The 24,566-nt window shown below is 42.0% G+C and carries 21 protein-coding genes and 1 pseudogene; 19 read left to right on the top strand and 3 right to left on the bottom strand.

Annotated features, from left to right (window positions below; translation table 11 throughout):
* Positions 1-57: 57 nt before the first annotated feature.
* The 5 genes from BACHE_RS13630 (at position 58) to BACHE_RS13610 (ending at position 7,608) form a co-directional block, all read left to right on the top strand.
* A complete protein-coding gene (locus BACHE_RS13630; RefSeq protein WP_083808287.1) occupies positions 58-1,896 on the top strand; it encodes a sensor histidine kinase in 1,839 nt (612 codons plus the stop codon).
* Positions 1,897-1,946: 50 nt separating this feature from the next.
* Positions 1,947-3,692, top strand: coding sequence for a bifunctional metallophosphatase/5'-nucleotidase (locus BACHE_RS13625; RefSeq protein WP_013548292.1), 1,746 nt, complete (start codon positions 1,947-1,949; stop codon positions 3,690-3,692).
* 30 nt (positions 3,693-3,722) lie between these two features.
* Entirely contained in the window at positions 3,723-4,079 is a 357-nt protein-coding gene (locus tag BACHE_RS17150; protein WP_013548291.1) for a hypothetical protein, read from the top strand.
* 253 nt (positions 4,080-4,332) lie between these two features.
* Positions 4,333-6,657, top strand: coding sequence for a TonB-dependent receptor (locus BACHE_RS13615; RefSeq protein WP_013548290.1), 2,325 nt, complete (start codon positions 4,333-4,335; stop codon positions 6,655-6,657).
* 72 nt (positions 6,658-6,729) lie between these two features.
* Positions 6,730-7,608 carry a helix-turn-helix domain-containing protein gene (locus BACHE_RS13610; protein ID WP_013548289.1) on the top strand — a complete coding sequence of 293 codons (879 nt, stop codon included), beginning with the start codon at positions 6,730-6,732 and terminating at the stop codon, positions 7,606-7,608.
* A 185-nt stretch (positions 7,609-7,793) separates the two neighbouring features.
* Here BACHE_RS13610 and BACHE_RS13605 read toward each other — a convergent pair whose 3' ends face one another.
* A complete protein-coding gene (locus BACHE_RS13605) occupies positions 7,794-8,378 on the bottom strand; it encodes a Crp/Fnr family transcriptional regulator (protein ID WP_013548288.1) in 585 nt (194 codons plus the stop codon).
* Positions 8,379-8,527: 149 nt separating this feature from the next.
* On the opposite strand from BACHE_RS13605, the pseudogene BACHE_RS17855 reads away from it, so the two are divergent.
* From BACHE_RS17855 to BACHE_RS13565, 9 genes and pseudogenes are all read left to right on the top strand, one after another.
* Positions 8,528-8,644 (top strand): annotated as a pseudogene (locus tag BACHE_RS17855) (Arm DNA-binding domain-containing protein); the annotation flags it as partial.
* Between the two features lie 308 nt (positions 8,645-8,952).
* Positions 8,953-9,693, top strand: coding sequence for a TetR/AcrR family transcriptional regulator (locus tag BACHE_RS13600; protein ID WP_013548287.1), 741 nt, complete (start codon positions 8,953-8,955; stop codon positions 9,691-9,693).
* Positions 9,694-10,066: 373 nt separating this feature from the next.
* On the top strand, positions 10,067-11,131 hold the full coding sequence (locus BACHE_RS13595; RefSeq protein WP_041579429.1) for a toxin-antitoxin system YwqK family antitoxin: 1,065 nt from the start codon (positions 10,067-10,069) through the stop codon (positions 11,129-11,131).
* A gap of 108 nt (positions 11,132-11,239) precedes the next feature.
* Positions 11,240-12,160: a hypothetical protein gene (locus BACHE_RS13590; protein WP_245530892.1), complete on the top strand. Its 921-nt coding sequence runs from the start codon at positions 11,240-11,242 to the stop codon at positions 12,158-12,160.
* 19 nt (positions 12,161-12,179) lie between these two features.
* A complete protein-coding gene (locus BACHE_RS13585) occupies positions 12,180-13,148 on the top strand; it encodes a toxin-antitoxin system YwqK family antitoxin (RefSeq protein WP_013548284.1) in 969 nt (322 codons plus the stop codon).
* Between the two features lie 36 nt (positions 13,149-13,184).
* Positions 13,185-13,532 carry a hypothetical protein gene (locus tag BACHE_RS13580; protein WP_013548283.1) on the top strand — a complete coding sequence of 116 codons (348 nt, stop codon included), beginning with the start codon at positions 13,185-13,187 and terminating at the stop codon, positions 13,530-13,532.
* A 106-nt stretch (positions 13,533-13,638) separates the two neighbouring features.
* On the top strand, positions 13,639-14,496 hold the full coding sequence (locus tag BACHE_RS13575) for a hypothetical protein (protein WP_148229857.1): 858 nt from the start codon (positions 13,639-13,641) through the stop codon (positions 14,494-14,496).
* Positions 14,497-14,615: 119 nt separating this feature from the next.
* Positions 14,616-15,017 carry a Bfi1 family immunity protein gene (gene bfi1, locus BACHE_RS13570; protein ID WP_013548280.1) on the top strand — a complete coding sequence of 134 codons (402 nt, stop codon included), beginning with the start codon at positions 14,616-14,618 and terminating at the stop codon, positions 15,015-15,017.
* Between the two features lie 327 nt (positions 15,018-15,344).
* Positions 15,345-16,397 carry a hypothetical protein gene (locus tag BACHE_RS13565; protein ID WP_013548279.1) on the top strand — a complete coding sequence of 351 codons (1,053 nt, stop codon included), beginning with the start codon at positions 15,345-15,347 and terminating at the stop codon, positions 16,395-16,397.
* Positions 16,398-16,732: 335 nt separating this feature from the next.
* Here the strand turns inward: BACHE_RS13565 and BACHE_RS17405 are convergent, their stop codons facing one another.
* Positions 16,733-17,281 carry a BRO family protein gene (locus BACHE_RS17405; protein ID WP_013548277.1) on the bottom strand — a complete coding sequence of 183 codons (549 nt, stop codon included), beginning with the start codon at positions 17,279-17,281 and terminating at the stop codon, positions 16,733-16,735.
* Positions 17,282-17,412: 131 nt separating this feature from the next.
* Between BACHE_RS17405 and BACHE_RS13555 the strand changes: the two genes are divergently transcribed.
* Genes BACHE_RS13555 through BACHE_RS13535 form a run of 5 tightly spaced genes read left to right on the top strand, consistent with a single transcriptional unit; the run spans position 17,413 to position 23,249 of the window.
* Positions 17,413-18,540: an isochorismate synthase gene (locus BACHE_RS13555; RefSeq protein ID WP_013548276.1), complete on the top strand. Its 1,128-nt coding sequence runs from the start codon at positions 17,413-17,415 to the stop codon at positions 18,538-18,540.
* 16 nt (positions 18,541-18,556) lie between these two features.
* Complete coding sequence (gene menD, locus BACHE_RS13550) at positions 18,557-20,227, top strand: 2-succinyl-5-enolpyruvyl-6-hydroxy-3-cyclohexene-1-carboxylic-acid synthase (protein WP_013548275.1); 1,671 nt, start codon at positions 18,557-18,559, stop codon at positions 20,225-20,227.
* Positions 20,228-20,229: 2 nt separating this feature from the next.
* Positions 20,230-21,051, top strand: a complete 822-nt coding sequence (menB, locus tag BACHE_RS13545) for a 1,4-dihydroxy-2-naphthoyl-CoA synthase (protein WP_013548274.1) — start codon at positions 20,230-20,232, stop codon at positions 21,049-21,051.
* 21 nt (positions 21,052-21,072) lie between these two features.
* Positions 21,073-22,125 carry an o-succinylbenzoate synthase gene (locus BACHE_RS13540; protein WP_013548273.1) on the top strand — a complete coding sequence of 351 codons (1,053 nt, stop codon included), beginning with the start codon at positions 21,073-21,075 and terminating at the stop codon, positions 22,123-22,125.
* Positions 22,122-23,249, top strand: a complete 1,128-nt coding sequence (locus BACHE_RS13535; RefSeq protein ID WP_013548272.1) for an AMP-binding protein — start codon at positions 22,122-22,124, stop codon at positions 23,247-23,249. The genes BACHE_RS13540 and BACHE_RS13535 overlap by 4 nt, the downstream gene beginning before the upstream one ends.
* Here the strand turns inward: BACHE_RS13535 and BACHE_RS13530 are convergent.
* Entirely contained in the window at positions 23,185-24,531 is a 1,347-nt protein-coding gene (locus BACHE_RS13530; protein ID WP_013548271.1) for an MATE family efflux transporter, read from the bottom strand. The two genes, BACHE_RS13535 and BACHE_RS13530, sit on opposite strands and share 65 nt — an antisense overlap.
* Positions 24,532-24,566: the final 35 nt, after the last annotated feature.

Below are 24,566 nucleotides of genomic sequence, written 5' to 3'. Positions count from 1 at the left end.
TAAAATATTATCATTACTGTCTGTGTTTTGTTTTTTTTCTTGCCTGTTTATTCTATAATGGGTGGCGGTCGGCCGGTGCTGATAATCAGCTCTTATAATCCGGATGCTCGTCAAGCATCGGGAAACATCTCTGATTTTATGGAGGAATTTCAACAGTTAGGCGGCACTAATACTATTGCGTTGGAAAACATGAACTGCAAGAGTTTTTCAGAGTCTCCTTGGTGGACGGAAAGGATGAGAGCACTTTTGACAAAATATAAGGGGATAGAAAGACCTTCATTAATTGTCTTAATCGGGCAGGAGGCATGGGCCGCATACCTTTCTTTAGAAGATTCAATGCGAAGTGATATTCCGGTATTGAGTGCATTGTCAAGTAGAAATGCCATCTTGTTGCCTGACAAAACAGAAAATCTGAAAACATGGATGCCCGAGTCCGTCGATTTCTTCAGTGACTTTCCCGAATCACCCATCAAAGCCGGTTTTTTGTATGAATATGATGTGATTGCCAACATCAATATGATAAAAAAGCTCTATCCTAAAACGAAGAATATCGCTTTCATATCGGATAATAGTTATGGAGGTGTATCTTTGCAGGCATACGTCGTAAAAGAAATGAAAAAATTTCCGGAATTGAAACTCATTCTTTTGGATGGACGTGTAAATACCATTTATACAATAACCGAGAGGCTGCACGAACTACCTGAAAATACGGCAGTGCTGGTGGGAACATGGAGGGTGGATATGAACGATGGCTACTTTATGCGTAATGCAACGTATGCCATGATGGAAGCGGTTCCCGGTTTGCCGGCCTTTTCATTGACATCGGTTGCTTTTGGCTATTGGGCCATTGGCGGTGTGGTTCCGGCCTACCGTCAGTTAGGAAAAGAAATGGCAAGGCAAGCAGTTCGTTTATTGTCGATTTCGCCGGATAACAAAAGTAGGATGGAGATAATACCCAATGAAACGGTGTTGGATAATAAACTTGTAAAAGAGAAGAAACTTGATGTCTCCACTATTCCGGGACCGATAAGATACTTGAACGTAACTCCCTCTTTTTATACGCAATATAAATATCAGATATGGACTGTTGTGGCTGTTCTGATTGTTTTGTTAGTGGCATTGTTTATATCTCTGTATTTTTATTATCATACGAAGAAATTAAAGGATGATCTGCAAGAGTCCGAAGGAGCTTTGCTGGAGGCAAAGGAACGTGCGGAAGAATCGAGCCGTCTGAAAAGTGCTTTCCTTGCCAATATGAGCCATGAGATTCGGACACCGTTGAATGCCATTGTCGGATTTTCGGATGTTTTGTCTGCCGGAGGAAGCTCAGAAGAGGAGCAACGCAGCTATTTTGAGATTATTAAAACCAATTCAGACTTATTGCTCCGTCTGATTAATGATATACTCGACGTGTCCCGGTTGGAAGCAGATCGTGTCAAGTTTAAATCGGAAGACTGCAATGTGGCACTTGTTTGTCGGCAGATAGTAGCCTCGGTAGCTCAGGCGCGTAAGTCTGATAACCGTTTTCTGTTTGAATGTGGCAGTGATTCTGTAAAGATACGAACAGATGTACAACGCTTGCAGCAGGTGGTGATTAACTTACTTTCCAATGCCGATAAGTTTACCAAGAATGGCACTATTACTTTGAAGCTTGAGATAAACCGGGATGGGAATATGGCTGTGTTTTCTGTGACTGATACTGGTTGCGGAATTCCTTTGGATAAGCAGGGATTGGTATTCGAACGTTTTGAAAAATTGAATGAATACATGCAAGGAACTGGATTGGGCTTGTCTATCTGCAAGTTGACAACAGAAAAATGGGGCGGAAAGATATGGATCGACCCGACTTATACCAATGGGGCAAGATTCATCTTTACTCATCCCATGAACTTGTAAGCTATGCATCTCAATAGAAAAAAAGAGGATAGAGAATAGATATACGAGATATGAAAAGATTTAGTTGTTTTTTAGCGGGAATTTTACTTTTGATAGGCTTGCTGCCTGCTCAGGAAAGGGTGGTGAAACTTAAGATTGTACAAACCAGTGATGTGCACGGTAATTATTATCCTTATGACTTTATTCATAAGAGAGATGCCGCAGGAAGTTTGGCACGTGTACACGCTTTTGTACAGAAGAAGCGTGAAATATATAAAGATAATCTGATTTTACTGGATAACGGTGACCTTTTGCAAGGACAGCCTGCGGCCTATTATTACAATTATATTGATACTGTCGCCCCACATGTAGCAGCAGAAATGATGAATTTTATGGGATATAATGCGGGAAACATGGGTAATCATGACATAGAGACGGGGTGTACGGTTTTTGGCCGTTGGTCGGGAGATTGTAAATTTCCGATATTAGGCGCTAATATTATAAATACCGATACAGAGAAACCTCATTTTAAGCCTTATGAAGTATTTGAAAGGGATGGAGTGAAGATCGTTGTTTTAGGAATGATTACTCCTGCTATCCCGGTATGGTTGTCTGAAAATCTGTGGAAAGGACTACGTTTTGATGACATGGAGGAGACTGCCCGTAAATGGATGAAAATCATCCGTGAAAAGGAGAATCCGGATTTAATAATCGGTATGTTTCACGCCGGTCAGGATGCCCAATTAATGGCAGGTCGGTATCGCGAGAACGCGTCTGTTGATGTTGCCCGTAACGTTCCCGGTTTTGATATTGTACTGATGGGGCATGACCATGCGCGCGAATGTAAGAAAATAGATAATATTACCGGTGATTCCGTTCTGATTATGGATCCGGCAAGTAATGCTGTTGTAGTGAGCGATGTGGATGTAACATTAAGGCTACGTGATGGTAAGGTTATAGATAAGAAGATTAATGGAGTATTGTCTGATACCAAGGATTATGGCGTTAGTGAAGAATTCGTCGACCATTTTTCTCCACAATATCATGCGATTCAAAATTTCGTGTCCAAGAAGATCGGTCATTTCACGGAGACAATCTCTACACGTCCTGCTTATTTTGGACCTTCGGCTTTTATTGATCTGATTCATACATTGCAAATGGATATTAGCGGAGCCGATATTTCGTTTGCGGCTCCCTTGTCATTTGACTCTGAAATAAAGGAAGGTGACGTGTTTGTAAACGATATGTTTAATTTGTATAAGTATGAGAATATGCTTTACACAATGAGACTTTCCGGAAAAGAGATACGTGATGCCTTGGAAATGTCGTATGATTTGTGGACAAACCGAATGAAATCTCCGGAAGATCATCTGTTGCTGTTTCGTGAACAGCGTCGTGAAGGTTCTGAAGACAGAGCTTCGTTCAAGAATTTCAGCTTTAATTTTGACTCGGCGGCAGGCATTGTCTATACTGTGGATGTGACGAAACCGGATGGTGAGAAAGTGAATATTGTCAGCATGGCAGACGGCAGTCCGTTCGACATGGATAAGGTTTATAAAGTGGCGTTGAATTCATATCGCGGCAATGGCGGAGGTGAGTTGCTGACAAAGGGCGCAGGTATTTCTCAGGATGAATTGAAAAAACGTATTATCTGTTCTACCGATAAAGATTTGCGTTATTATCTGATGCAATATATTGAACGTAAGAAGGTGATTTCGCCACATACTCTGAACCTGTGGAAATTTATTCCGGAGGAATGGGCAGTACCGGCCTTAAAGCGTGATTATGATACCTTGTTTGGCAAAATAAAAAAATAAATCGCTATCTTTGCGCCTCAAATTCGTAATATGAGCTTTTTGAACGTGAGGCAAGAAAAGAAAATCATAGGGGCTTTATGCTTGCTGGCATTATTTATAATGTATCAGGCAAGCATAACGGCTTTTACCCACGTTCACTACATTAACGGAGTGCTGGTAGCTCATTCGCATCCGTTTCATGGTACTCACTCGCATTCCAAGACCTCATTAGTCGTTATCGGGTATTTGTCAAATTTCTGTTCTTCGGGAGTTGACGTATATGAAGACCGGCATCCCATGCGTGCCTTGCAAGCAGTGCTTAAATCAGCTCCGGCAACCCCTACGGTAAAAGGGGAGGTCATACGGACACTTTCTCTTCGCGCTCCTCCCTCCTTTTTGCTTTCATAAAGACAGATTCGAGATGTCCGATATTCTATGGATATTCGGAAAATATAAGTATCTCATTGTCAGCGATAAGAAACTTTATTTCTCTTTATCGTAAATAAAGTGCTGCTTTATTAGCATTAAAGCGTTACTTTATTAGTGTTAAAGCATTGCTTTATCGGCATTAAAGCAACGCTTTGGTAGTAGTAAATCGCCGCTTTATAGTTGGTGAAGATGAGACAAGCAATTATTTTATAATCAAAAAAACATTGGTTTGATGAAACATTATATATTGGCGTTGGTATTTGTTATACTGGGCGCAGGCGTAGTGTATGCCGTAAATCCTATTAAGGAAGGCAATATGATTTCCGGTCATGTGATTGGGAAAGGAACAGAAGAAAATATACCCTATGCCACAGTTTTGATTGTAGGAACCGGGCAGGGAACAGTGTCCAATGAAGAGGGACAATTTGAATTCCGCAAGCTTCCGGCAGGGAAATACAAGCTCCGGGTGTCTGCTGTGGGATATAAGACACAAGAGAAAGAGGTGGAAGTGAATAGGGATTTCACTGCGGTTGTACATTTTCAGATGGTAGAAGAAAGTTTTATTACCGATGAAGTGGTGGTATCTGCCAATCGCAATGAAGTGAGCCGTAAGGATGCTCCGGTAGTTGTCAATGTGATGAGTACGAAGCTTTTCGAGATGGTTAATTCCACTGATTTGGCCAAGACATTGAATTATCAGTCCGGACTGCGTGTGGAAAACAATTGTCAGAACTGTGGTTTTCCTCAAGTACGTATTAATGGTCTGGAGGGACCTTACTCTCAGATATTGATAAACAGCCGTCCTATAATCAGTGCACTGAGTGGTGTATATGGTTTGGAACAAATTCCGGTGAATATGATTGAACGTGTGGAAGTGGTGCGCGGTGGTGGCTCTGCTTTGTTTGGCGCCAATGCTGTGGGGGGAACAATTAATATCATCACTAAAGATCCGGTCAATAACTCTTTTCAGGTATCAAGCATGTTTTCTAATATGGATGGAAAGTCCTGGGAGCAATATATGGGAGGCAACGTGTCAATGGTTTCCAAAGATAACTCCTATGGCATAGCTCTTTATGAAAGTTACCGTAACCGTAATCCTTACGACCGTGATGGTGACGGCTTTTCTGAATTGGGCAAACTGAATATGAACACTTTTGGCTTTCGCGCCTATTACCGGCCTACCCATTTCAGCCGTATTAATCTGGAATACCATACTACTAACGAGTTTCGTCGCGGGGGTAACAAATTTGATTTACAACCTCATGAAACAGATATTACAGAGCAGACCAAACATGTCATTAACAGTGGAGGAATGAGTTATGATTTGTTTTGGAAAGAATATAAACATAAGATTTCAATTTACGGATCTATTCAGCATACAGACCGTAACAGTTATTATGGCGCCCGGCAGGATATGAATGCATACGGCAAGACTAAAGATTTGACCTGGGTGGTCGGTGGCATGTATGTAGGCAATATGGATAATTGTTTCTTTGCACCTGCCACATTTACCGGCGGACTGGAATATCAGGATAACTCTTTGCATGACATCATGACAGGCTATCACCGTGATATGCAGCAGGATGTACGCATTGCCAGCGCTTTTGTTCAGAATGAATGGAAGATGAACTATTTCACTATGCTGGTTGGCGCCCGCCTGGATAAGCACAATCTGATTGACAATCTCATCTTCAGTCCTCGTGTCAATCTGCTCTATAAGCCTGCGGACAATTTTCAGGCGCGCTTGACGTATTCTACCGGTTTCCGTGCCCCTCAGGCATACGATGAAGACTTGCATGTTACTGCTGTGGGAGGTGAAGGTGTACAGATTAAGCTGGCGGACAACTTGCATGAGGAACGTTCCAACAGTTATAGCGGCTCTGTGGATTGGATTGTTTATATGGGGCATTGGCAGGCGAATATTCTTGTAGAAGGTTTCTATACGGACTTGCAGCACGTTTTTGTTTTGGAGGAAATCGGTAAGAATCAGCAGGGTGATGTTATCAAAGAACGTCGTAACGGAAATGGGGCCCGTGTATATGGAGTTAATCTGGATGCAAAGTTTGCTCATGGGAAAAAAGCCCAATTCCAGTTGGGATTTACGGCGCAGCGTAGTCGTTATACTCAAGAAGAAGCTTGGACGAAAGTAAATGGGGTGAATTTGACAACCAAACGCATGCCGCGTACCCCGGATTATTATGGTTATTTCACGTTTTCGTCTGCGCCGGTGAAGAATTTTGACTTTTCATTGTCGGGCACTTATACCGGCAAGATGATTGTTCCCCACTATGCTCCTAAAGATGCTCCTGAAGGTGCATTCTGGAATATAGAGAAAGACCGTATGGAGAATACTCCTCAATTTCTGGATCTGAACCTGAAATTGAACTATACCTTCGTACTTCGTGATCACATTAAGTTACAACTGAATACCGGTATGCAGAATATTTTCAATAGCTTCCAAAAGGACTTGGATAAAGGGACGTTACGTGATTCCGGTTATTTCTATGGACCGACACAGCCCCGAACCTTCTTCATCGGGTTCAAAATCATGAGTTAGCCTTTTCTTTAAGGATTTTTAGAACAATATTCCGAGAGATAGTCTTATTTTTGTCTGCAAAGTATGGAAGCAATGGAAACTAAAAGCATACGGAATGTAGATATCTCTTTGATACAACATTTGCCGATGATTGACTTCATCGGCAATGATTTTGCCATTTTCGATGATATAAAAGACATGCCTTTGTCTCCTTATCCCACTCGTTTGAATGCTGCCTGTTTCAGTATCTGTCTGAAAGGGTGGTGCAAGATGCACATTAATTTGCAGGAATACGTGTTGTCCGAAGGCATGATGGGTATTATACTTCCTGACCAGATTGTTCAGCAAGGAGAGCGTTCGGAGGATTTCTCGGGTATCTTCATTGCTGTTTCCAAAGATTTTATAGATGGGGTGCAGCCTGCTATGCAGCAATTGCTGCCTTTGTTCTTTCTCATTAGAGAGCGTCCCTGCGTTTACATTACTCCGGAAGAATTGCAATCGTTTAAGGATTATCATTCTTTTCTTTGGAGCAGGGTGAAATTAAAGGATAATCCTTTTCGTATGGAGATTACACAGGGCTTGCTGCTGTCCTTGTTTTATGAAATTTATTATATTTATCAAGGGCATGCCACAAAGGAGCGCATTCCAAAGAGCCGGAAAGAAGAATTGTTTGAACGTTTTCTCCGTCTTATTTCCGAATCCTATAAAGAAGAACGTAGTGTATCCCACTATGCCGGCAAGATGTTTCTTACCGCCAAGCATCTTTCCACCGTAGTAAGAGAGGTCAGTGGAAAAACGGCAGGAGAGTGGATTGATCGTCTGGTAATCTTGGAGGCCAAGGCTTTGTTGAAGTCTTCGGAGTTAAGTGTTCAGGAGATTGCGGATGAATTGCACTTTGCCAATCAGTCATTCTTCGGTAAATACTTCAAGCATCACACGGGGGTGTCTCCTAAAGAATATCGTAAGCAATAAAAAAAGGCAATATCCGGTCATAGATATTACCTTTTCTTTTAGTGTCTCCTAAAAAACAATCTTTATTCTTATAAAAACCAAATCTTGCTCTTATTCTTTATATTGATGGTGCAAAGTTAGGGTGTTCCTGTGAGTTAGAATTTGATATAAATCAAAAACAGCATGAAGGTTGAAAAAAGTGTGGATTACAGTATGCCCGAGCGTACTCGACTCAACGTTTCCGGTGTCATCAGCAAGTAAGATGCAATGTGTGAAAGAGGAGCCCTTTTGATGACTTCCGGCTGATGCTCCATAAGCTGGTTGTAACGTTCGCGTGCCGTTTCAAACCTCCATGAGTCTGCTTTGACTTGTGAGACGATGAGTGAATACTCCAGTATCTTGCGGTAGAACATGTTTATTTCCCATGATATTTCAGTGAGTCGTAGCAACTTGTTGTATGGCAACAGATAAACGACACTGGATTCCAATGCTTCAATCATGAGACGGGTGGGTTCTTGCTTCAGGGTACTTTCTATGCAGATGATGATGCAACCTTCATAAGAAAAATGTTCGGTCACATCTTTTCCGCTTTTATAATAGAATTGGCGTAGCATGCCTTTGCCTACAAGCACTATGTTATGGCTGATTTGCCCTTCATTAAGGAGCAGTTCACCCTTTTCAACTTCTTTGCGAATGAGTATTTCTTCTATCATCTTTCTGCTTTCGAGTGTCATGCTCGGATAGCGAGAGTTGACAGTTGCATCTACGGTTTCTTTCAATAATGCTTCCATAATGCTAAAATTGTTCGTTTTATAGCTTATCTTCGCTATTTTGGGCAAAGATAAGAATTAAAATTGAGACTAAGCGCAGAACGCAGTAATAAGGCTGATGAATAGTTGTTTAGGTGATCCATCACTTTCTTCTGGCTGGCAGATGATTTTTGAATGGTTTTCAAAGGGCTGATTTCTTATTTTATCTCAAGCGCAATGCCCCAAAGAAGAACGGGCTTGTGCCGGTCATGTGCTGTGTGACCGTGAACGGCAAAGTATCTCAATTTAAGCCGTAAAACTTGCCTGTTCCCTCTTCTTGCACAGAGAAAAGCCCCTGCAACGAAAACGACCGCCCCGACAATGACGCATAATTCCAAAAGCCAAAGAAGCACATTCCCAAACGGATGTGCTTCTTTGGTACAAGTATGATTGAAAGGATAAATAAGCAAATTAATTAGTCTATTATCTAAATATCAGGCCACCATTGGCGTTATCTTTATCGCCAATATATTGCTTATAAAGCGTAAAACGCCTATATTTGCACCAAAAGCATTGATAGAAAGCGGATATAGCCGGTATAAATACAGTATAAGGAATGAAGCAGGAAGAGAAAAGAACTCGAAACAGACGAACCAATGAACAATTGGACACGGATGTCATGTCCGAACTCGAAAGACTTGTGGCGGAACAGGGCTTCGGCAACGTCAATCTGAGCACCTTGACGAAAGCCGCAGGGATAGAGGCCAACGTATTCTATAGAAGATACGGGTCGATGGACAATCTCTATGACAAACTGGCCAAGCAATATGACTTCTGGATGAACAACGCCATCGACATTTCCAACATACATGTATTGGGCCCTAAAAAGTTCTTTGCCGAAACCTTCAAGACGCTTTTCAGGAACTTGTCCGAAAATCCCGTCATGCAAAAGCTGTTGCTTTACGAAATGTCAGTCGTCAATGACACCACTAAGAGAACGGCGGAGACGCGAGACATCATGAACCTTAATTTGATAACGTATTACGAAACGCTGTTTAAACCGGCGAAAGTCAATATAAAGAGCATTGCCGCCATCCTAATCGGAGGAATTTACTATTTGATACTTCATAAGGAGTGTGCCAAAATCTGCACGATAGACTTCGATACCCCGGAAGGAGAAAAGGCCTTTTCAGAGGGAGTGGACTTTCTTACGGATGCTGTTTTCAATAGACTGGAAGCGTATGAAAGAGACCGAAACGCAGTCCGGCAAATGCTGGCCGACGGCATAAGCGAACAGAAGGTCTGCAAATACATGGGCATCAGTAAGAACGATTTGAAAATATTGCTCTCAAAGTAACTGCTCTTCTTTATTTAGCTATATGGGGTATGGTTATATATCTTCCTTGTACAATGGGAGTGTGTCAAAACAAGAGCTTGCTTACTGTTTGTTCATTTTTAGGCGCGGATTACACGGATTACACGGATTTTTATCTTCTTTTTCCGTGAAATCCGTGTAATCCGTGCCTAAAAGAAATCTTTAAGTGCATTTTGACACACCCCCATTTTCTTTTTTAGAATGGTTTAGGCGAGGTGTGGACGCCTTTTTCTATGCTCAAATCCTGTAATAATTAAAGTGAATATCATATTTTTAAGCAAAATAGATTTCTTATAATATATTTGTACTACTTTTGTCGGTCAAGGAAAGAAACTCAAGTAATACAATAAAAAAGATGAAGAAGATTATGTTACTGCTCCTTTTCGGAGCAATGGTACTCACGGGTACGGCACAGGAGAAAGTTTACCAGATAGAAGAAATCACCGTCATCAACTATGGGGATGGCCGGATGCTCTTTCGCCTGAAAAATGAAGAAAAGGCCCCGCTCAACGGCCCGTACCGCCTGATTGACGGCTACCACTCGGAGTACATTCTTGCCGACTTTAAGGAGGGTATGTATCACGGCGATTACCGACATTTCAAGGAGAACAAACTGCTTGAAGAGTGCCGCTACAAAGAGGGAAGCAAGGAGGGGCTATACAAACGCTATTATGGTGATGGACAGACCGTGCAGAGTGAGCGAACGTTTATAGACGGCAAGGTGGATGGCGTGAGCCGGACATACCACTCGAACGGCAAAGTGGAAACCGAAAAAGTATATAAGTTGGGGGTTGAAGACGGCTATGACCGCCGATACGACAGCGACGGCACTTTGACGCTCGACGAATGTTATAAAGACGGCAAGCGAGATGGCAAATGGACTGAACATTTGTCGGGCAACGTAGGAGATGTGACCCGCATCAGTTTCTATAAGAACGGCTTGCCCGACGGTCAGTGGAGCGAAACGTGGAAAGACGGCAAGCCCCGTAGCAAAAGCAGCTATAAAGACGGCAAAAAAGAGGGTGTCTGGATGGAATATGGTAAAGGCGGCAAGCCCGAAAAGTCCATCACTTACAAAAATGATGAAAAGAACGGAGAAGAGATTACTTATTTCACCGACGGCACTCCTGAAAAGTCATCAAACTACCTCAATGGCAAATTGAACGGAGTAGCAAAGGAATTCTATTTTGGTTCAGGCCAATGCAAATCGGAATATACTTTCAAGAACGGTGAGCGTGAAGGAGCCTATAAACGCTACTTTGATACCGGAAAGTTGCGGGAAGAGGGCCGTTGCGAAGCCGATAGCGAGGTCTATCGCAAGGAGTATTACGCCAACGGCAAGCTCAAATCGGTTGCCGAGCGCAAGGGCGGAGGTTGGAATACCATTGAAAGATATGATTCGGAGGGTAACAAAGAGTGAAAAAAAGGAAATTGATAAGGGAACCGTATAAACCGGGAGAATGATGGTGATTTTACCCGAAAAAATAACTGGAAAATAATGAAAGCCTTATTCTTAATCGTATTATTCATGGCATTTGGAAATAACAGCAATGCCCAAGTGAAAACAGAAAGAGAGACGGAAGTGGAAAAAACAAAGCTTAAAGAACTGATTCAACAAGAATTGGTAATGGTAACCCGGTATTCTCACCATCCGGCTTACTATGTACAAGTCAATAAAAACGGTTGTCGGATTGTAGTAAAAGTGAACGATATTCCACTCGGGTATAATTTTGCTGAAGATGAAGGGCAGAGCATGCTCTATCCTATCAATGACCATTTGTTTGGAAGTGGTGAACATATTCTGAGTGTGGAAGTATATCCACTGACTACCCAGCAGACAATCAGTGCAGATACGTGGGTCAATCTGAAAGTGATTCTATTTCCCGAAAAGCATGGAAACGAACGGGATATGATAGCAGAATTGAATGTACCGAGGGATATAGGAGAGCAAAAGCTGCCTATCTATTGTGATTCCATCAATTTCAAGTCCACTCTTCCGTTCAACCATAAGCAGGTACTGAATACCGCTAAAGACTTACGTAAAGTACCCGATTTGGAAGCAAAAGTGCTGGCACACTACAATAAAGTTCGGGGCATGATGATTGCCGGAAAGTATTACGAATATAATAAAATGCGGTTAACCAGTACATGGGTGCTGACAGATATGTACTATTTGACTGAAGATTATCTTGAATCGACTTATTTACAACCAGAAGAACTTTTCCGTTTTAGTTGTCAAGTTACAGATTGGAAGGCTGTACCCATTGAGAATTACGAGATGGTAATCTGCAGTAATGGTAAATTGGTTTATCTGCAGCGTAAAGGTACAATGGACCAAGTGTTACGGGCAACATACAGTGATATGGATGAGGAGTATGAATATCTTTCTACTAAATTTATTGCTCTTTATATGCCGCAAGGCAGTGATGAACTGTTGGAATTGTATTAAAAACAAATAAAGGAACAGCATGAGAATTATAATTATAGCAGTACTGCTGATACTTAGCACTTACAGCAATGCCCAAGAAACATCTGCCCAGACAGTGCTTGATACGCTTTGTGCAGGTCCGTACTCAGAAGAGTATAACCAATATTGGAACCGACACCGAACTCGGTCAAGAATCTTTGAAGGGAGATGTGTTCCTGAATTGCACTCAGGAGGAGGAGGTGGAGACATGCTTATTTTACCAGAATGGTTGTATGTATTTGATTCAACAATCACAACACCCCCCAATATAAAGTTCTTTAAAAAAGAAGAGGTGGGCAACGATGACTCGCTTGATGGATGGTATATTATCACAGAAAACTTTCGTGGTGAAAGAAGAGAAGTTGGCTTATATCCTCTTGAATCTGATGCAATGGACGCTGTTCGTGCATTTTCCTATACGACAAGGGAGATTTTGGCCTGTTTCTATAAATGTGTGCCATGCTGCACATGGCACTACATTTATAGAAAGTATGGTAATCTCAAAGGAAAAGAGTTGGTAGCCAGAGGAAGAGGCTGGGAACAGGACAGAGATTTAATCGACTCCCTCTTTAAGAGTGTAAACTTTGATAATGGTCTGTTGCATGGAGATTACACTGTTTATAAAGGTGCGGATACTATTTACCATACTACATTCCATCATGGTACAGGACGCTATAAAGATTTCTACGTCGACGGTACACTGATGATGGAAGGAGATGTCGTAAATGGATATCGGGATGGAGTTTGGGTCTATTATTTTTATGAAGAGGATAAGAAGTCGTACAGGGAGGTTATACTCGAGCATTTTGACCGGAGTAATCTCTCTACTTTGAAAAATCCCTTTTATATTAAGAGGCACCGTTTTATAACAGACAGTTTAGTTCGTAAAGCATTAAGATGGGAAAATGAAACGCCGAAGCGAATAAAGAGAAAAGAGAGAAATCCCTATAGACCGGGAGGATTATGGTGATTTACCCGAAAAATAGAAATTTAAAGTTTACGATATATGGAAATGATATTCATTATTATTGGAATAATAGTTGCATTGGGTTTGGTCTTGAAATCCAATCAAACGAGTACGAAAAAAAATCAAATTATTACCGCATTGGCTTTGTCTGTCACGCTGACACTAATGTGTCCCCTTATAGGCATAATCCCCCTTTATTACAGTATAAAAGCCTGGATAAAGCAAAGAAAGGATAATCCCTTATGGGAAAAGGAACTGAAAAATGCATATAAATGGGCAAAAAGATGTGCTGTAATTTATGCAGTGTTTATGTTTGTCTCTGTCATATTATATATTATACTTATGTACTGCGCTTACTATAATGTAGATTTATCTTGGCTTTTCTGATTAAAAATAAATAATGATGAACAGAAGGGTTATTATAACTATTGTGTTGACCATCTGCCTGTTTATTAATACAGTGGGTTGCAATGGACAAATTAAAAAGAATAATATGGGAACAACATTAAAGGAACAAATGGCAAGTTATACGAGCAAACCGGTCTACTATGTAGAGTATAGCAGCAGCGGGTGTCTAGTAGATATAAGAATAAATGACTGTAGCGTCCAAAAGGATTACAACCCAGGGGCAGTTGGCGGAGCCGTAATTACAGCAAACACTGCTATTCTAAAGAGTGGAAAACAGAGAGTTACCGTAAGACTTATTCCACACAGAAATGAGACCCTGATCACAGAAAAGGAGCCATTTACTATGCGTATAGGCTACAAAGATTTCATGGAGCCATCGGGAGATGAAGGTCGCCGCTGGCACTGGGTTATGGAGATGCCGCCAATTGTTATGCCCGAAGAGGGACTGCCATACTATGAGTGGAGCGGAGAGTTCGAGGCAAAAGTTCCTTATCAAGTCGTAGGTTGGAGCGACTGTATAGATTTAAGGGAGATTCCCGACATAGAGCAACGCGTTGTAGCTAAATTTAACGAGTTGCGCCAATTGTACATTGATGGCAAATATGATGAATTAAAACGTCTGCAACACCCTAAGTATTATGAGTTAGCTGTTATGCTGTATGAAGATGAGAATGATATAGAAAAAAAGCATATGAGTGATGTTGCAGATGGTGAATCTCAGGATAAATCAGGTTATCAGCCTATAGAGGATTATAACTTGGTGTTCTATGCCGATGGCAGATTAGTAACACTTGAAAAGTATGATAAAGAGTTTGAATATTACCATGACAGCGCCCTATTGTGGTACTCTAAAAAAAATGAGGATGGAACTGCAGATTATCACTCATATCTGTTGCAATTTGGTATTCGTAAAGGCACAAACGAGTTGGTATTAATACGATAATAATAACAAATGAAACAGTATCCTAATATGCGAGTTTTCTCTGCATCTAAGTTCATCGCTCTTTATATGCCTAAAGACAGTACCGAGTTATTTGAGTTATATTAATTCTGTATCTATGAATGATTAGCGTTATGATTCTGTATGATTATTTATTTTACTGTTCCTACAAAATGGGTATGAGGTCACATAACTTTGACGGATTGCCTGTGTTGGCAGGCATGATGATGGTTATACCCAATATGGCTATACATATACTCATTATTCAGTGGATATTAAGGTGCTTGGGCTTTTATTGGCATGACGCTTTGTTGCTTCATGAGGTTTGGGGGCGTGTTTTTTACTTAGCGTTTTTCTCGGTCATTTATTACTACTATTGGCATAAAGGCAGATATAAACGAATCATTGAAGAATATAATTTAAGAAAGGATTCTAATTGGAAGAAGCATCCATTTGTAACCATTGTTGCATATACAACTGTGGATATGATATTATTTGGCTTGGTGTGTATTATCGCGAAGTAGAGACTATGAATTACAGAATACACTTTCCCTTTATTTTAACTATATTTGATATGTCTATATCTGTTTCTTATACAATGCGATTGGATAGTCGCATTTTCTCTTTCGAAAAGATTTAGATAAAAAGTTATTTAACTGTAAATCAGTAAATAATGTGCTATGTGGTTGCGAAATTATTAAAAGCGCAGGCGTGAATACTTAACTCAACTCCTATAATAATCAAAACATATATCATATTTTTAAGCAAAATATATTTATTATAATATATTTGTGCTACTTTTGTCGGTCAAGGAAATGAAAGTACGAATAAACAGCTAAAAAGGATATGCAATGAAAGTGAAATTGTTGTTTTTGGTCTTTGTCCTGTACGCGTGCGGAACTAAAACAGTTTCGGAAGAGGAATCTTATGACCGAATCACCATAACGACTTATGAAAACAAGTACGATGAAAACAATCGTTTGTCGGAGGTACAAATGACCCGAATATCCCACAGTTATGAAAAAGGTGCTGAAACAATTGATTTGATTGAAGATAAAAGTACGGATTATTATACGTACATCAATAATGAAGAGTTTACGGTAAAAAGTAGGTCAAAGATGTCGGGAAATACCCAGTTCATGAGATGTACTCCCCAAACGGAGGAGTTGTTAACATTGAATGTCAAAGGAGATACCGTTTATTATTCATTGTGGAAATATTGCGACAAAAGCAAACGCGAATTGTTCTATGCCAGAAACATAGATAATGGCTATATAGTGCATGAGGACGACGATTATGAGGAAAAGAATGAATACGACGGAGGCGGGATTCTAATAAAAAGTGTGAGATGCTATTTTGACACGGGGAAGAAAAGAACCACTTACTTCTTTCGGGGGCTATCTTATGAAGAAGCTGAAAAAAGGATTCCCCATACAGACGGGGACTATGACATCGTGTGCAATATAGAGAAAATATCAGGAGACACTCTTATCAATGAATGTATAAAGAATGGTATTGTCAGTCTTATCGAAAAGACGATTGTCGAAGAAAGTGGAAAGAAGAAATTTATGTTCGATGCTGACATGAAGCTCACAAGCAGTTTCACAGAGCTTAAGTCGGATGGTTTTGATATTCACGTTGAGCGTTTCGTACAGGGAGATTACACGAGTATTGATAGCACTTATTATAAGAACGGGAAAGAGGTAAGAAGCGTTAGTCTTTGGGACACGTCTAAACATATTGTACTTTTTAAATATGATAAACGGGGAAATATGGTAGAAAGGGTGGAAAAGACAAAGTATTTTGATACACGCAATGGAGTGGAATTAATAAATGAAATGCTGCAAGTAGTCAAAGAGAATGAAGAAAAGAAAAAAAGTAGAAAGCGATTGAAAATAAAATAGGTTATGGGAAGTAAATATTTAATCGGGACATGAATGGATTTGACAAGTCCTTAGAAAGAATGACCATTATTGTTACGATAATCTTCACGATATTCGTAATCATCAGAATCGGCGACTTGTGGATCGGGCTCCATATCCTCGTCATCTCACCCATGACTGGACTTTTTGTGCTTGCCACCTATGAGTACTGTGCCGCCGAATACAGGAGGTCGATGGAACAATACAGGAAGGTGCTGGAATCCGACAGGGGGATACTGGAACGAGCGAGAAGACGGAATTTGAAAAAAACATATCACGATTTTAAAAAAAGAGTTGAGAAAATTCGTTCAAAAGAGTTAAGAGAAATCCGTTGGAAATATATATTTTGTGTCATCATTGTAATAATGTGGAATATAACCGAATTCATAATAATGGCACTTTTCCTGATGGATAAACATAAGTATTGTGTAATAGTCAAGACTTAATCTGACAGTTGGTTTACGATCGGACAAAAAAACTGTCGGCAAATTTTCGGGCATAGTTCCTCCAAGCTCTTTTATTGTCTGTCGCACTTTTGCGCCTACTTCATAGTGTACACGGTTCAATTGCTCATACTCTTGCATTTGTTTGACTTCTGCAATTCTTGTTTGTATTGCGAAGTAAGTTTGAGCTTGTGCGACAATTGTTTTTGATGGGGCTGAATTTTGTACTGCTAAATAACAAGCATACGGTGTCATAAATATCGTATGCGCCTGTTTTTCAATATTATATCCTATAAAAACCTTTTCGGTGACATCAACGAAATGGTCTTGTACTGTTTGATTACTATTTTCACACGCAATTTTAGCCTTTGAAATTACGGAAAGAAAATTTCTATAATCAGTATATTCCAGTGCTTTCACCAAATCGTTACCGACAACTTATTACTTCTCAATTACAATTTATCAGTCAGATAGATACAAGAAAGTTTCTTATCCTTTGCAAGGATAAGAAAAAAAAGTGATTAATTTGTAGCCTCATAGTAAGGAATACCAGAATGAATCTACCTGATAGATATATACAAGATTTAGTAGATTGCCTGACTCGCAGCGGTTTCGGTTTTGCCTTGTACCGCTTGCCGTGGACTGATGAATGTTATTTTATAGCGCAGCTATCGGGTGAAGTGGAGCAGATGGCGGATATTCATAATTTAAATGGAAAGAAAGGATTTGTCATGGCTCCTTTCCAACGGTCAGAGAAGCATCCTTTGGTGGTGATTCGCCCGGACATCACTGCTTGTGGGTGGAGTGAAATCAGGGAAGCGCTTTTCTTGATGGATTGTAAGGCTGCTGTACAGACTTGCTGCGATGTACGCGACGGAACATGTCCTTCGGAAGTGAAAACTGTTGAAAAAAAGCAATATACAAAGGCTTTTGAACATTTTATCACTCCTTTGAGGGAAAAATGTTTTCAGAAGCTTGTTCTGTCACGTTCGGCAATGAAACATATTAGTGCTGATTTCTCACCATTGGGCACATTTGTCCATGCCTGCAACAGCTATCCGCGCATGATGATTTATTTGTGCCATACTCCCAAGTCGGGTACTTGGATGGGAAGTACACCTGAAATTCTGTTAAGCGGGTATGGAAAGAGATGGCATACAGTGGCCTTGGCGGGCACTATGCCGGTGAAGGATGAGGTGATGCCGATGGAATGGAACAGGAAAAATCGGGAAGAACAAAGCTATGTGGCCGATTATGTTCGTCAGATAGTTTTGAAGTTTGGAGATGAAGTGACTGAAGAAGGACCATATACGGCACGTGCCGGACAATTGGTACATCTTAAAACGGATTTCCATTTTCTACTGAATGATATTCATCAATTGGGAGACTTGTTGCAGGAGTTGCATCCTACTCCTGCTGTGTGTGGCTTGCCAAAGGAGGATGCTTTCCGGTTTATTTTGAAGAATGAGGGCTACGACCGTAGTTATTATTCCGGTTTTATCGGTTGGTTGGATCCGGAGGGGCATACTGATTTATATGTAAACTTGCGCTGTATGGAAATCATTTCTAATGCGGCGGTACTTTATGCAGGAGGTGGAATTCTGCCCTTGTCGGAAGTTGAGTCGGAATGGGAAGAAACAGGGGAGAAAATGAAAACTATGAGTAATATTTTAAGCATTTGATAATAGAACAAGGATTATGTATTCAAACAAGAAGAATATACTCCAATTGGCGGCTTTGCTTAGAGCGCACGGGGTACGGAAAATAGTGCTTTGTCCCGGTAGCCGTAACGCAGCTATTGTGCATACACTGGTCAACATGGAGGATTTTAACTGTTATCCGGTGACCGATGAACGGAGTGCTGGCTTTTTCGCTATCGGATTGTCGTTGCAAGGCGGAGTGCCGGTTGCGATCTGTTGCACTTCCGGATCGGCGTTGCTGAACCTGCATCCTGCCGTGGCGGAAGCGTTCTATCAGCAAGTTCCGTTGATCGTGATTTCTGCCGATCGTCCGGCAGCATGGATCGGGCAGATGGACGGACAGACTTTACCGCAACCCGGTGTATTTGGTTCGCTGGTTAGGGCATCGGTCAATTTGCCCGAAATACAGACAGAAGAGGATGAGTGGTTCTGCAACCGGCTTATAAATGAAGCGATATTGGAAGCGACGCATCATGGCAGAGGGCCGGTACATATCAATGTGCCTGTTTCCGAACCCATCTACCGGTTTACGGCAAAAGTGTTGCCGGAGGTACGTGTCATTACCCGTTATCAGGGCTTGAGTGTTTATGACCGCGATTATAAGGAGTTGATAGAACGTCTGAACAAATACAACAAGCGTATGGTTGTGGTAGGACAGATGAACCTGATTTATCTGTTTGAAAAGAAATATGTGAAGCCGCTTTACAAACATTTCGCCTGGCTGGCAGAACATTTGGGCAATCAGACTGTGCCCGGTATTCCGATCAAGAATTTTGATGCTGCTATCTATTCTATGACGTCTGAACGGCAGAATGAACTGTCGCCCGAAATTTTGATTACTTATGGAGGGCACGTTGTATCCAAGCAGTTGAAGAAATACTTGCGCAACCATCCACCCCGTGAGCACTGGCACATTGCCGCCGATGGAAAAATAGCAGATTTATATGGTTGCCTGACCACTGTCATTGAGATGGATCCTTTTGAGTTTTTAGAAAAGATTGCTTTTCTGTTGGAAAACAGGCCGATCAGTTATCCATTGATGTGGGAAAATTATTGTAAGACTATTCCGGAGCCGGAACTTCCCTATTCGGAGATCTCTGTAATCGGAGAGCTCATCCGGTCGTTGCCGTCTCCGTCAGCCTTGCATTTGGCAAACAGTTCGACGGTACGCTACGCACAGTTGTTTGCCATCTCGCCGGATGTGGAAATTTGCTGCAATCGTGGAGTGAATGGTATAGAAGGATCGCTTTCTACGGCTATTGGTTATGCTACCGCTTCGGAAAGATTGAACTTTATTGTCATTGGTGATTTGAGTTTCTTTTATGATATGAATGCCCTTTGGAATAAAAATTACGGTGCTAATGTTCGCATTTTGCTGCTGAATAACGAAGGTGGAGAGATCTTTCATACATTACCGGGTATGGATGAGTCGGCACGCTCTCGCGAATTTATTATTGCAGAGCATCATACCACTGCCAAGGGATGGGCTGAGGAACGTGGGTTTATCTATATGAAAGTGACGGGAGAAGACAAATTAGAGGAGGCGATGACACAGTTTGCTGCTTCCGAGGCATTGCCGAAGCCCATACTTATGGAAGTATTTACGGACAAAGAGAAAGATACGGTACTGCTGAAAGAATATTATCACGGATTGAAAAACAAAGAATAAATATGAAGACAAGAGAATGGACAACGATTAAAGTGTACCAGGATATACTTTTTGATTTTTATAATGGAATAGCGAAAATCACAATCAACCGTCCGCGTTACCGCAATGCTTTTACGCCAACCACTACTTCGGAAATCAGTGATGCACTGTATTATTGCCGTGAGTGTCCGGATGTTAATGTTGTGGTGCTGACCGGAGCCGGAGACAAGGCATTCTGCAGTGGCGGGGATATGCATGTGAAAGGGCATGGAGGCTATATCGGTACGGATGGTGTGCCGCGTCTGAATGTATTGGATGTGCAGAAACAGATTCGTTCATTGCCGAAACCTGTTATCGCTATGGTGAATGGCTATGCCATCGGTGGAGGACATGTGCTGCATGTGGTCTGTGATCTGACGATTGCTTCCGAAAACGCTATTTTCGGACAGACAGGTCCCAAAGTGGGAAGTTTTGATGCCGGATTCGGATCTTCTTATCTGGCACGCATTGTGGGTCAGAAAAAGGCACGTGAAATTTGGTTCCTTTGCCGGCAGTATTCTGCACAGGAGGCGTTGGATATGGGGCTGATAAATACGGTTGTTCCTTTTGACAGTTTGGAAGATGAAACAGTGGAATGGGCAGAGAAAATGATGGAACACAGCCCTCTTGCCCTTCGTATGATTAAGGCTGGATTAAATGCAGAATTGGACGGGCAAGCGGGAATACAGGAACTTGCCGGAGATGCGACGATGCTCTATTATATGACGGACGAGGCACAGGAAGGTGGAAAAGCTTTTCTGGAAAAACGTAAGCCGAGATTTAAGGATTATCCCAAATTTCCGTAATTCATTTTCTTATATCATAGTATGTATCATATAGAGACGATAAGAAGACAATTGCACTTCAGGCAACCGGCCGGCACATCACGCGGAGTATATATCACACGTAATGTATGGTACATACTTCTTACTGATACAGAGAATAATGCTTATGGCGTGGGCGAGTGTGCCCCATTGCCTGCTTTAAGCTGTGATGATGTGCCCGAATATGAGGCTGTTCTGAAGAATGCCTGCAAGCGTCTGGAGGAAAGAGGGATGATAGACCGGAAAGCACTTCTGTCTTATCCTTCCATCTTATTTGGACTGGAAACTGCGCTACAACATCTTTATGCCCGCAGCCTGCAACTATGGCATACCCCTTTCAGTGAGGGGAAAGAAGGCATTCCTATCAATGGCCTTATTTGGATGGGAAATTTTGAAGACATGTATCTCCGCATCGAAGAGAAGATACAACAAGGATTCCGTTGTATCAAACTCAAGATCGGAGCTATCGACTTTGAAAAAGAATTGGAATTGTTGGCGTATATACGCAGACATTTTACTCCCCGGCAGATAGTCTTGCGTGTGGATGCCAACGGGGCTTTTTCTCCGGTGGAGGCTCTTGAAAAGTTGCACCGTCTTTCTGAATTCGACCTTCATTCTATCGAACAGCCCATTCGTGCCGGTCAGTGGCAGGAGATGGCGAAACTTTGTGCTTCTTCATCTCTTCCCATAGCTTTGGATGAAGAACTGATAGGAGTCAACAAACGGGAACGGAAGATAGAACTTCTGGAGACAATCTGTCCTCAGTATATCGTTCTGAAGCCTTCTTTGCATGGAGGCATCAGCGGCTCGGAAGAATGGATGGAACTGGCTACCGAAAGAGGTATTGGTTTCTGGGTAACATCGGCACTGGAGTCAAATATCGGACTGAATGCCATTGCACAATGGTGCGCTACCATGCATCCCTCTGTGCCCCAAGGATTGGGAACTGGATTGCTGTTTACAGATAATATATACTGTCCACTTCATGTCAATGGTGATTGTCTCTGGTATCATCCCGAAGAGAAAGAACCTGATATCTTGAATTGGTTGCGATGATGAACTTTCATACAGATATAGAACAGCAGTCCATTCTGATAGAGGGCATTCGTTACTCCGGGAGGGAAATCCGGGAGAAAGGGTCGGATATTTTTACGGGGGGAACGGACTTCAAACGAGAGCTTTTTACTTTTTTGTCCGAATGGTTTGATGCCGGGGATACAATGCTTGTCCATACTTCGGGATCTACCGGCCAGCCCAAGGAGTTGCGGGTAAAAAAAGAGCATATGATGGCAAGTGCTTGCCTCACCTGTTCTTTTTTGGAATTGCAAGAGGGAGATACGGCCCTTCTCTGTATGCCTTTGAAATACATTGCGGGGAAGATGGTAGTGGTGCGCGCTTTGGTAGCAGGATTGGACCTGCTGCCTGTCACCCCTTCAGGACATCCGTTGGGAGCGACGGGTGCAGTTCCTGTCTTTGCAGCTATGATTCCGATGCAGGTTTATAATTCTCTGCAAGTGCCCGGAGAGAAAAAAAAGTTGTGCCGGATAAAGCATCTTATTATCGGTGGAGGTGCTATTGATGTCCGGTTTGCCGGAGAATTGAAAGAACTGCCTAATGCTGTTTGGTCCACTTACGGCATGACGGAGACTTTGTCGCATATTGCTCTGCGCAGGCTGAACGGACCTATGGCTTCCGATTGGTACACTCCGCTTAAAGAGGTGGACATCCGGTTAAGCAGAGAAGGTACGCTCGTTATACATGCCCCTCGTGTGTGCAGTGACGAACTGACTACAAATGATATTGCCGAAATTGATGTTTGTAATCGGTTTCGTATTCTGGGCAGAAGGGACAATACCATCAACAGTGGTGGAGTTAAAATACAGGCAGAACAAGTGGAGAACGCTTTATTGCAGCACATACTTCCGCCATTTCTGGTTACTTCTGTTCCAGACGAGAAGTTCGGGGAAATGGTGGTGCTGCTGGTAGAAGGACAGATTCCTACTGATATCGAGATTGTTTATGAACGGGTATTGCCGGCCTACTGGCGTCCTAAGCGTACGATTTCCGTGCCACGAATACCGCTTACCGGAACAGGCAAACCGGACAGGGCAACCGCTAAGATTGTGGCACGAAACTCTTGTTTGCCCATTTCATGCTGTTCCAACGACGGACAAAAATGAATCCACGTATGTTTTCGTCCAGTAGGAAGGCTATCCACATGCCGCAAATGCCCCAGCCGAAGGGAATGCCGAAAAGATAGCCCAAGCCCACAGCAATGCTCCACATCACTATCAGACCTACATAGAAGGGATAATTGACATCGCCTGCTGCACGAAGGGCATTTGTCGCGAAAATATTGATGGGACGGCCGATTTCCAGAAGCACATCTATTATCAGTATAGTGGTTCCCATGCGGATGATTTCGGGATTGGAAGTAAGCCAGCCGAAAAGACTGTTCCCGAAAGCGGCAATAATGCAAGAGAGCAGGAGGGTGATCATTACTGACTTCTTCATGACATACTTACCCATCAGAAAAGCGGCGTGAGGTTTTTTCTCGCCGATGAGATGGCCGATGCAAATGGCGCCTCCCTGTGCCATAGAGATGCTAAACAGATAGGCAAACATAATAATATTGACGCAATAGGTACGTGTGGCAAGTGCTTCTACTCCTAACATATTGATGAAAAAAGTGATGACTACTTGTGAAGAGCTATATGACAATTGTTCTCCGGCAGAAGGAAGTCCTACTTTCATCAGGTTTTTCAGTTCCATCCACGGGAATGGGCGAAAATATGCCAAAGGAAAACGGTGAATGTGCTTGCGAAATAAAATAATGAATAATATGATCATAGATATGCCACGGCTGAATGCGGTAGAGATGGCAGCGCCTTCAACCCCCAGTTCAGGGAAACCGAAACGTCCGAAAATCAATGAGTAGTTGCCAATGATATTGAGTATATTGACTACTACTGTCACCAGCATAGGATAGATAGCTTTGTTGGCACTGCGCAATGAGGCAGAAAGCGTGAGCGACAATGCTTGAAAGAATGCAAAAGCTCCTACAATGCGCATATAGTCCATTCCGTCCTTCATTAGTTCGGGAGTCAATCCCATAAGATGAAGAATGGGGCGGGCACAAGAAAACAGGAAAAGACTTACGATAGCACCTATCACCATATTTACGATTATGGATACACCTACCACCTGTACCACTTTTTTGTGTAGTCTGGCGCCGAGGTATTGAGAACAAAGAACGGATGTTCCAAGATTGATGACTTCGAAAACAAGAAATGTCAGCATGACAATCTGGTTGACTACCCCTACAGCAGCAACACTGTTGTCTGAGTGACGGCTGAGCATGATGGTATCTACAGCACCGAGCATCATGATGAGCAGAGTTTCAATAAAAATAGGAGCAGCGAGCTTGGTAAGCTGTTTTTTTAAGCTTTCTTGTTGTATCATTTTCTGTATGAGCATACTATATAAAAGTCGTGCAA

The sequence above is a fragment of the Bacteroides helcogenes P 36-108 genome (genome assembly GCF_000186225.1).
Taxonomy (GTDB): Bacteria; Bacteroidota; Bacteroidia; order Bacteroidales; family Bacteroidaceae; genus Bacteroides; species Bacteroides helcogenes.
This window is presented reverse-complemented; position numbering and strand designations above follow the sequence as displayed.

What these genes read in the sequence shown, in the direction of transcription:
- BACHE_RS13535 (WP_013548272.1), top strand. Translation starts at nt 22,122, where the DNA reads ATGATGAACTTTCATACAGATATAGAACAGCAGTCCATTCTGATAGAG.
- BACHE_RS13575 (WP_148229857.1), top strand. Translation starts at nt 13,639, where the DNA reads ATGGGAACAACATTAAAGGAACAAATGGCAAGTTATACGAGCAAACCG.
- BACHE_RS13565 (WP_013548279.1), top strand. Translation starts at nt 15,345, where the DNA reads ATGAAAGTGAAATTGTTGTTTTTGGTCTTTGTCCTGTACGCGTGCGGA.
- BACHE_RS13595 (WP_041579429.1), top strand. Translation starts at nt 10,067, where the DNA reads ATGAAGAAGATTATGTTACTGCTCCTTTTCGGAGCAATGGTACTCACG.
- menD (WP_013548275.1), top strand. Translation starts at nt 18,557, where the DNA reads ATGTATTCAAACAAGAAGAATATACTCCAATTGGCGGCTTTGCTTAGA.
- BACHE_RS13585 (WP_013548284.1), top strand. Translation starts at nt 12,180, where the DNA reads ATGAGAATTATAATTATAGCAGTACTGCTGATACTTAGCACTTACAGC.
- BACHE_RS13630 (WP_083808287.1), top strand. Translation starts at nt 58, where the DNA reads ATGGGTGGCGGTCGGCCGGTGCTGATAATCAGCTCTTATAATCCGGAT.
- BACHE_RS13540 (WP_013548273.1), top strand. Translation starts at nt 21,073, where the DNA reads ATGTATCATATAGAGACGATAAGAAGACAATTGCACTTCAGGCAACCG.
- BACHE_RS13625 (WP_013548292.1), top strand. Translation starts at nt 1,947, where the DNA reads ATGAAAAGATTTAGTTGTTTTTTAGCGGGAATTTTACTTTTGATAGGC.
- BACHE_RS13590 (WP_245530892.1), top strand. Translation starts at nt 11,240, where the DNA reads ATGGCATTTGGAAATAACAGCAATGCCCAAGTGAAAACAGAAAGAGAG.
- BACHE_RS13610 (WP_013548289.1), top strand. Translation starts at nt 6,730, where the DNA reads ATGGAAACTAAAAGCATACGGAATGTAGATATCTCTTTGATACAACAT.
- BACHE_RS13580 (WP_013548283.1), top strand. Translation starts at nt 13,185, where the DNA reads ATGGAAATGATATTCATTATTATTGGAATAATAGTTGCATTGGGTTTG.
- BACHE_RS13615 (WP_013548290.1), top strand. Translation starts at nt 4,333, where the DNA reads ATGAAACATTATATATTGGCGTTGGTATTTGTTATACTGGGCGCAGGC.
- BACHE_RS13530 (WP_013548271.1), bottom strand. Translation starts at nt 24,531, where the DNA reads ATGATACAACAAGAAAGCTTAAAAAAACAGCTTACCAAGCTCGCTGCT.
- bfi1 (WP_013548280.1), top strand. Translation starts at nt 14,616, where the DNA reads ATGATTAGCGTTATGATTCTGTATGATTATTTATTTTACTGTTCCTAC.
- BACHE_RS13600 (WP_013548287.1), top strand. Translation starts at nt 8,953, where the DNA reads ATGAAGCAGGAAGAGAAAAGAACTCGAAACAGACGAACCAATGAACAA.
- BACHE_RS13555 (WP_013548276.1), top strand. Translation starts at nt 17,413, where the DNA reads ATGAATCTACCTGATAGATATATACAAGATTTAGTAGATTGCCTGACT.
- BACHE_RS13605 (WP_013548288.1), bottom strand. Translation starts at nt 8,378, where the DNA reads ATGGAAGCATTATTGAAAGAAACCGTAGATGCAACTGTCAACTCTCGC.
- BACHE_RS17150 (WP_013548291.1), top strand. Translation starts at nt 3,723, where the DNA reads ATGAGCTTTTTGAACGTGAGGCAAGAAAAGAAAATCATAGGGGCTTTA.
- menB (WP_013548274.1), top strand. Translation starts at nt 20,230, where the DNA reads ATGAAGACAAGAGAATGGACAACGATTAAAGTGTACCAGGATATACTT.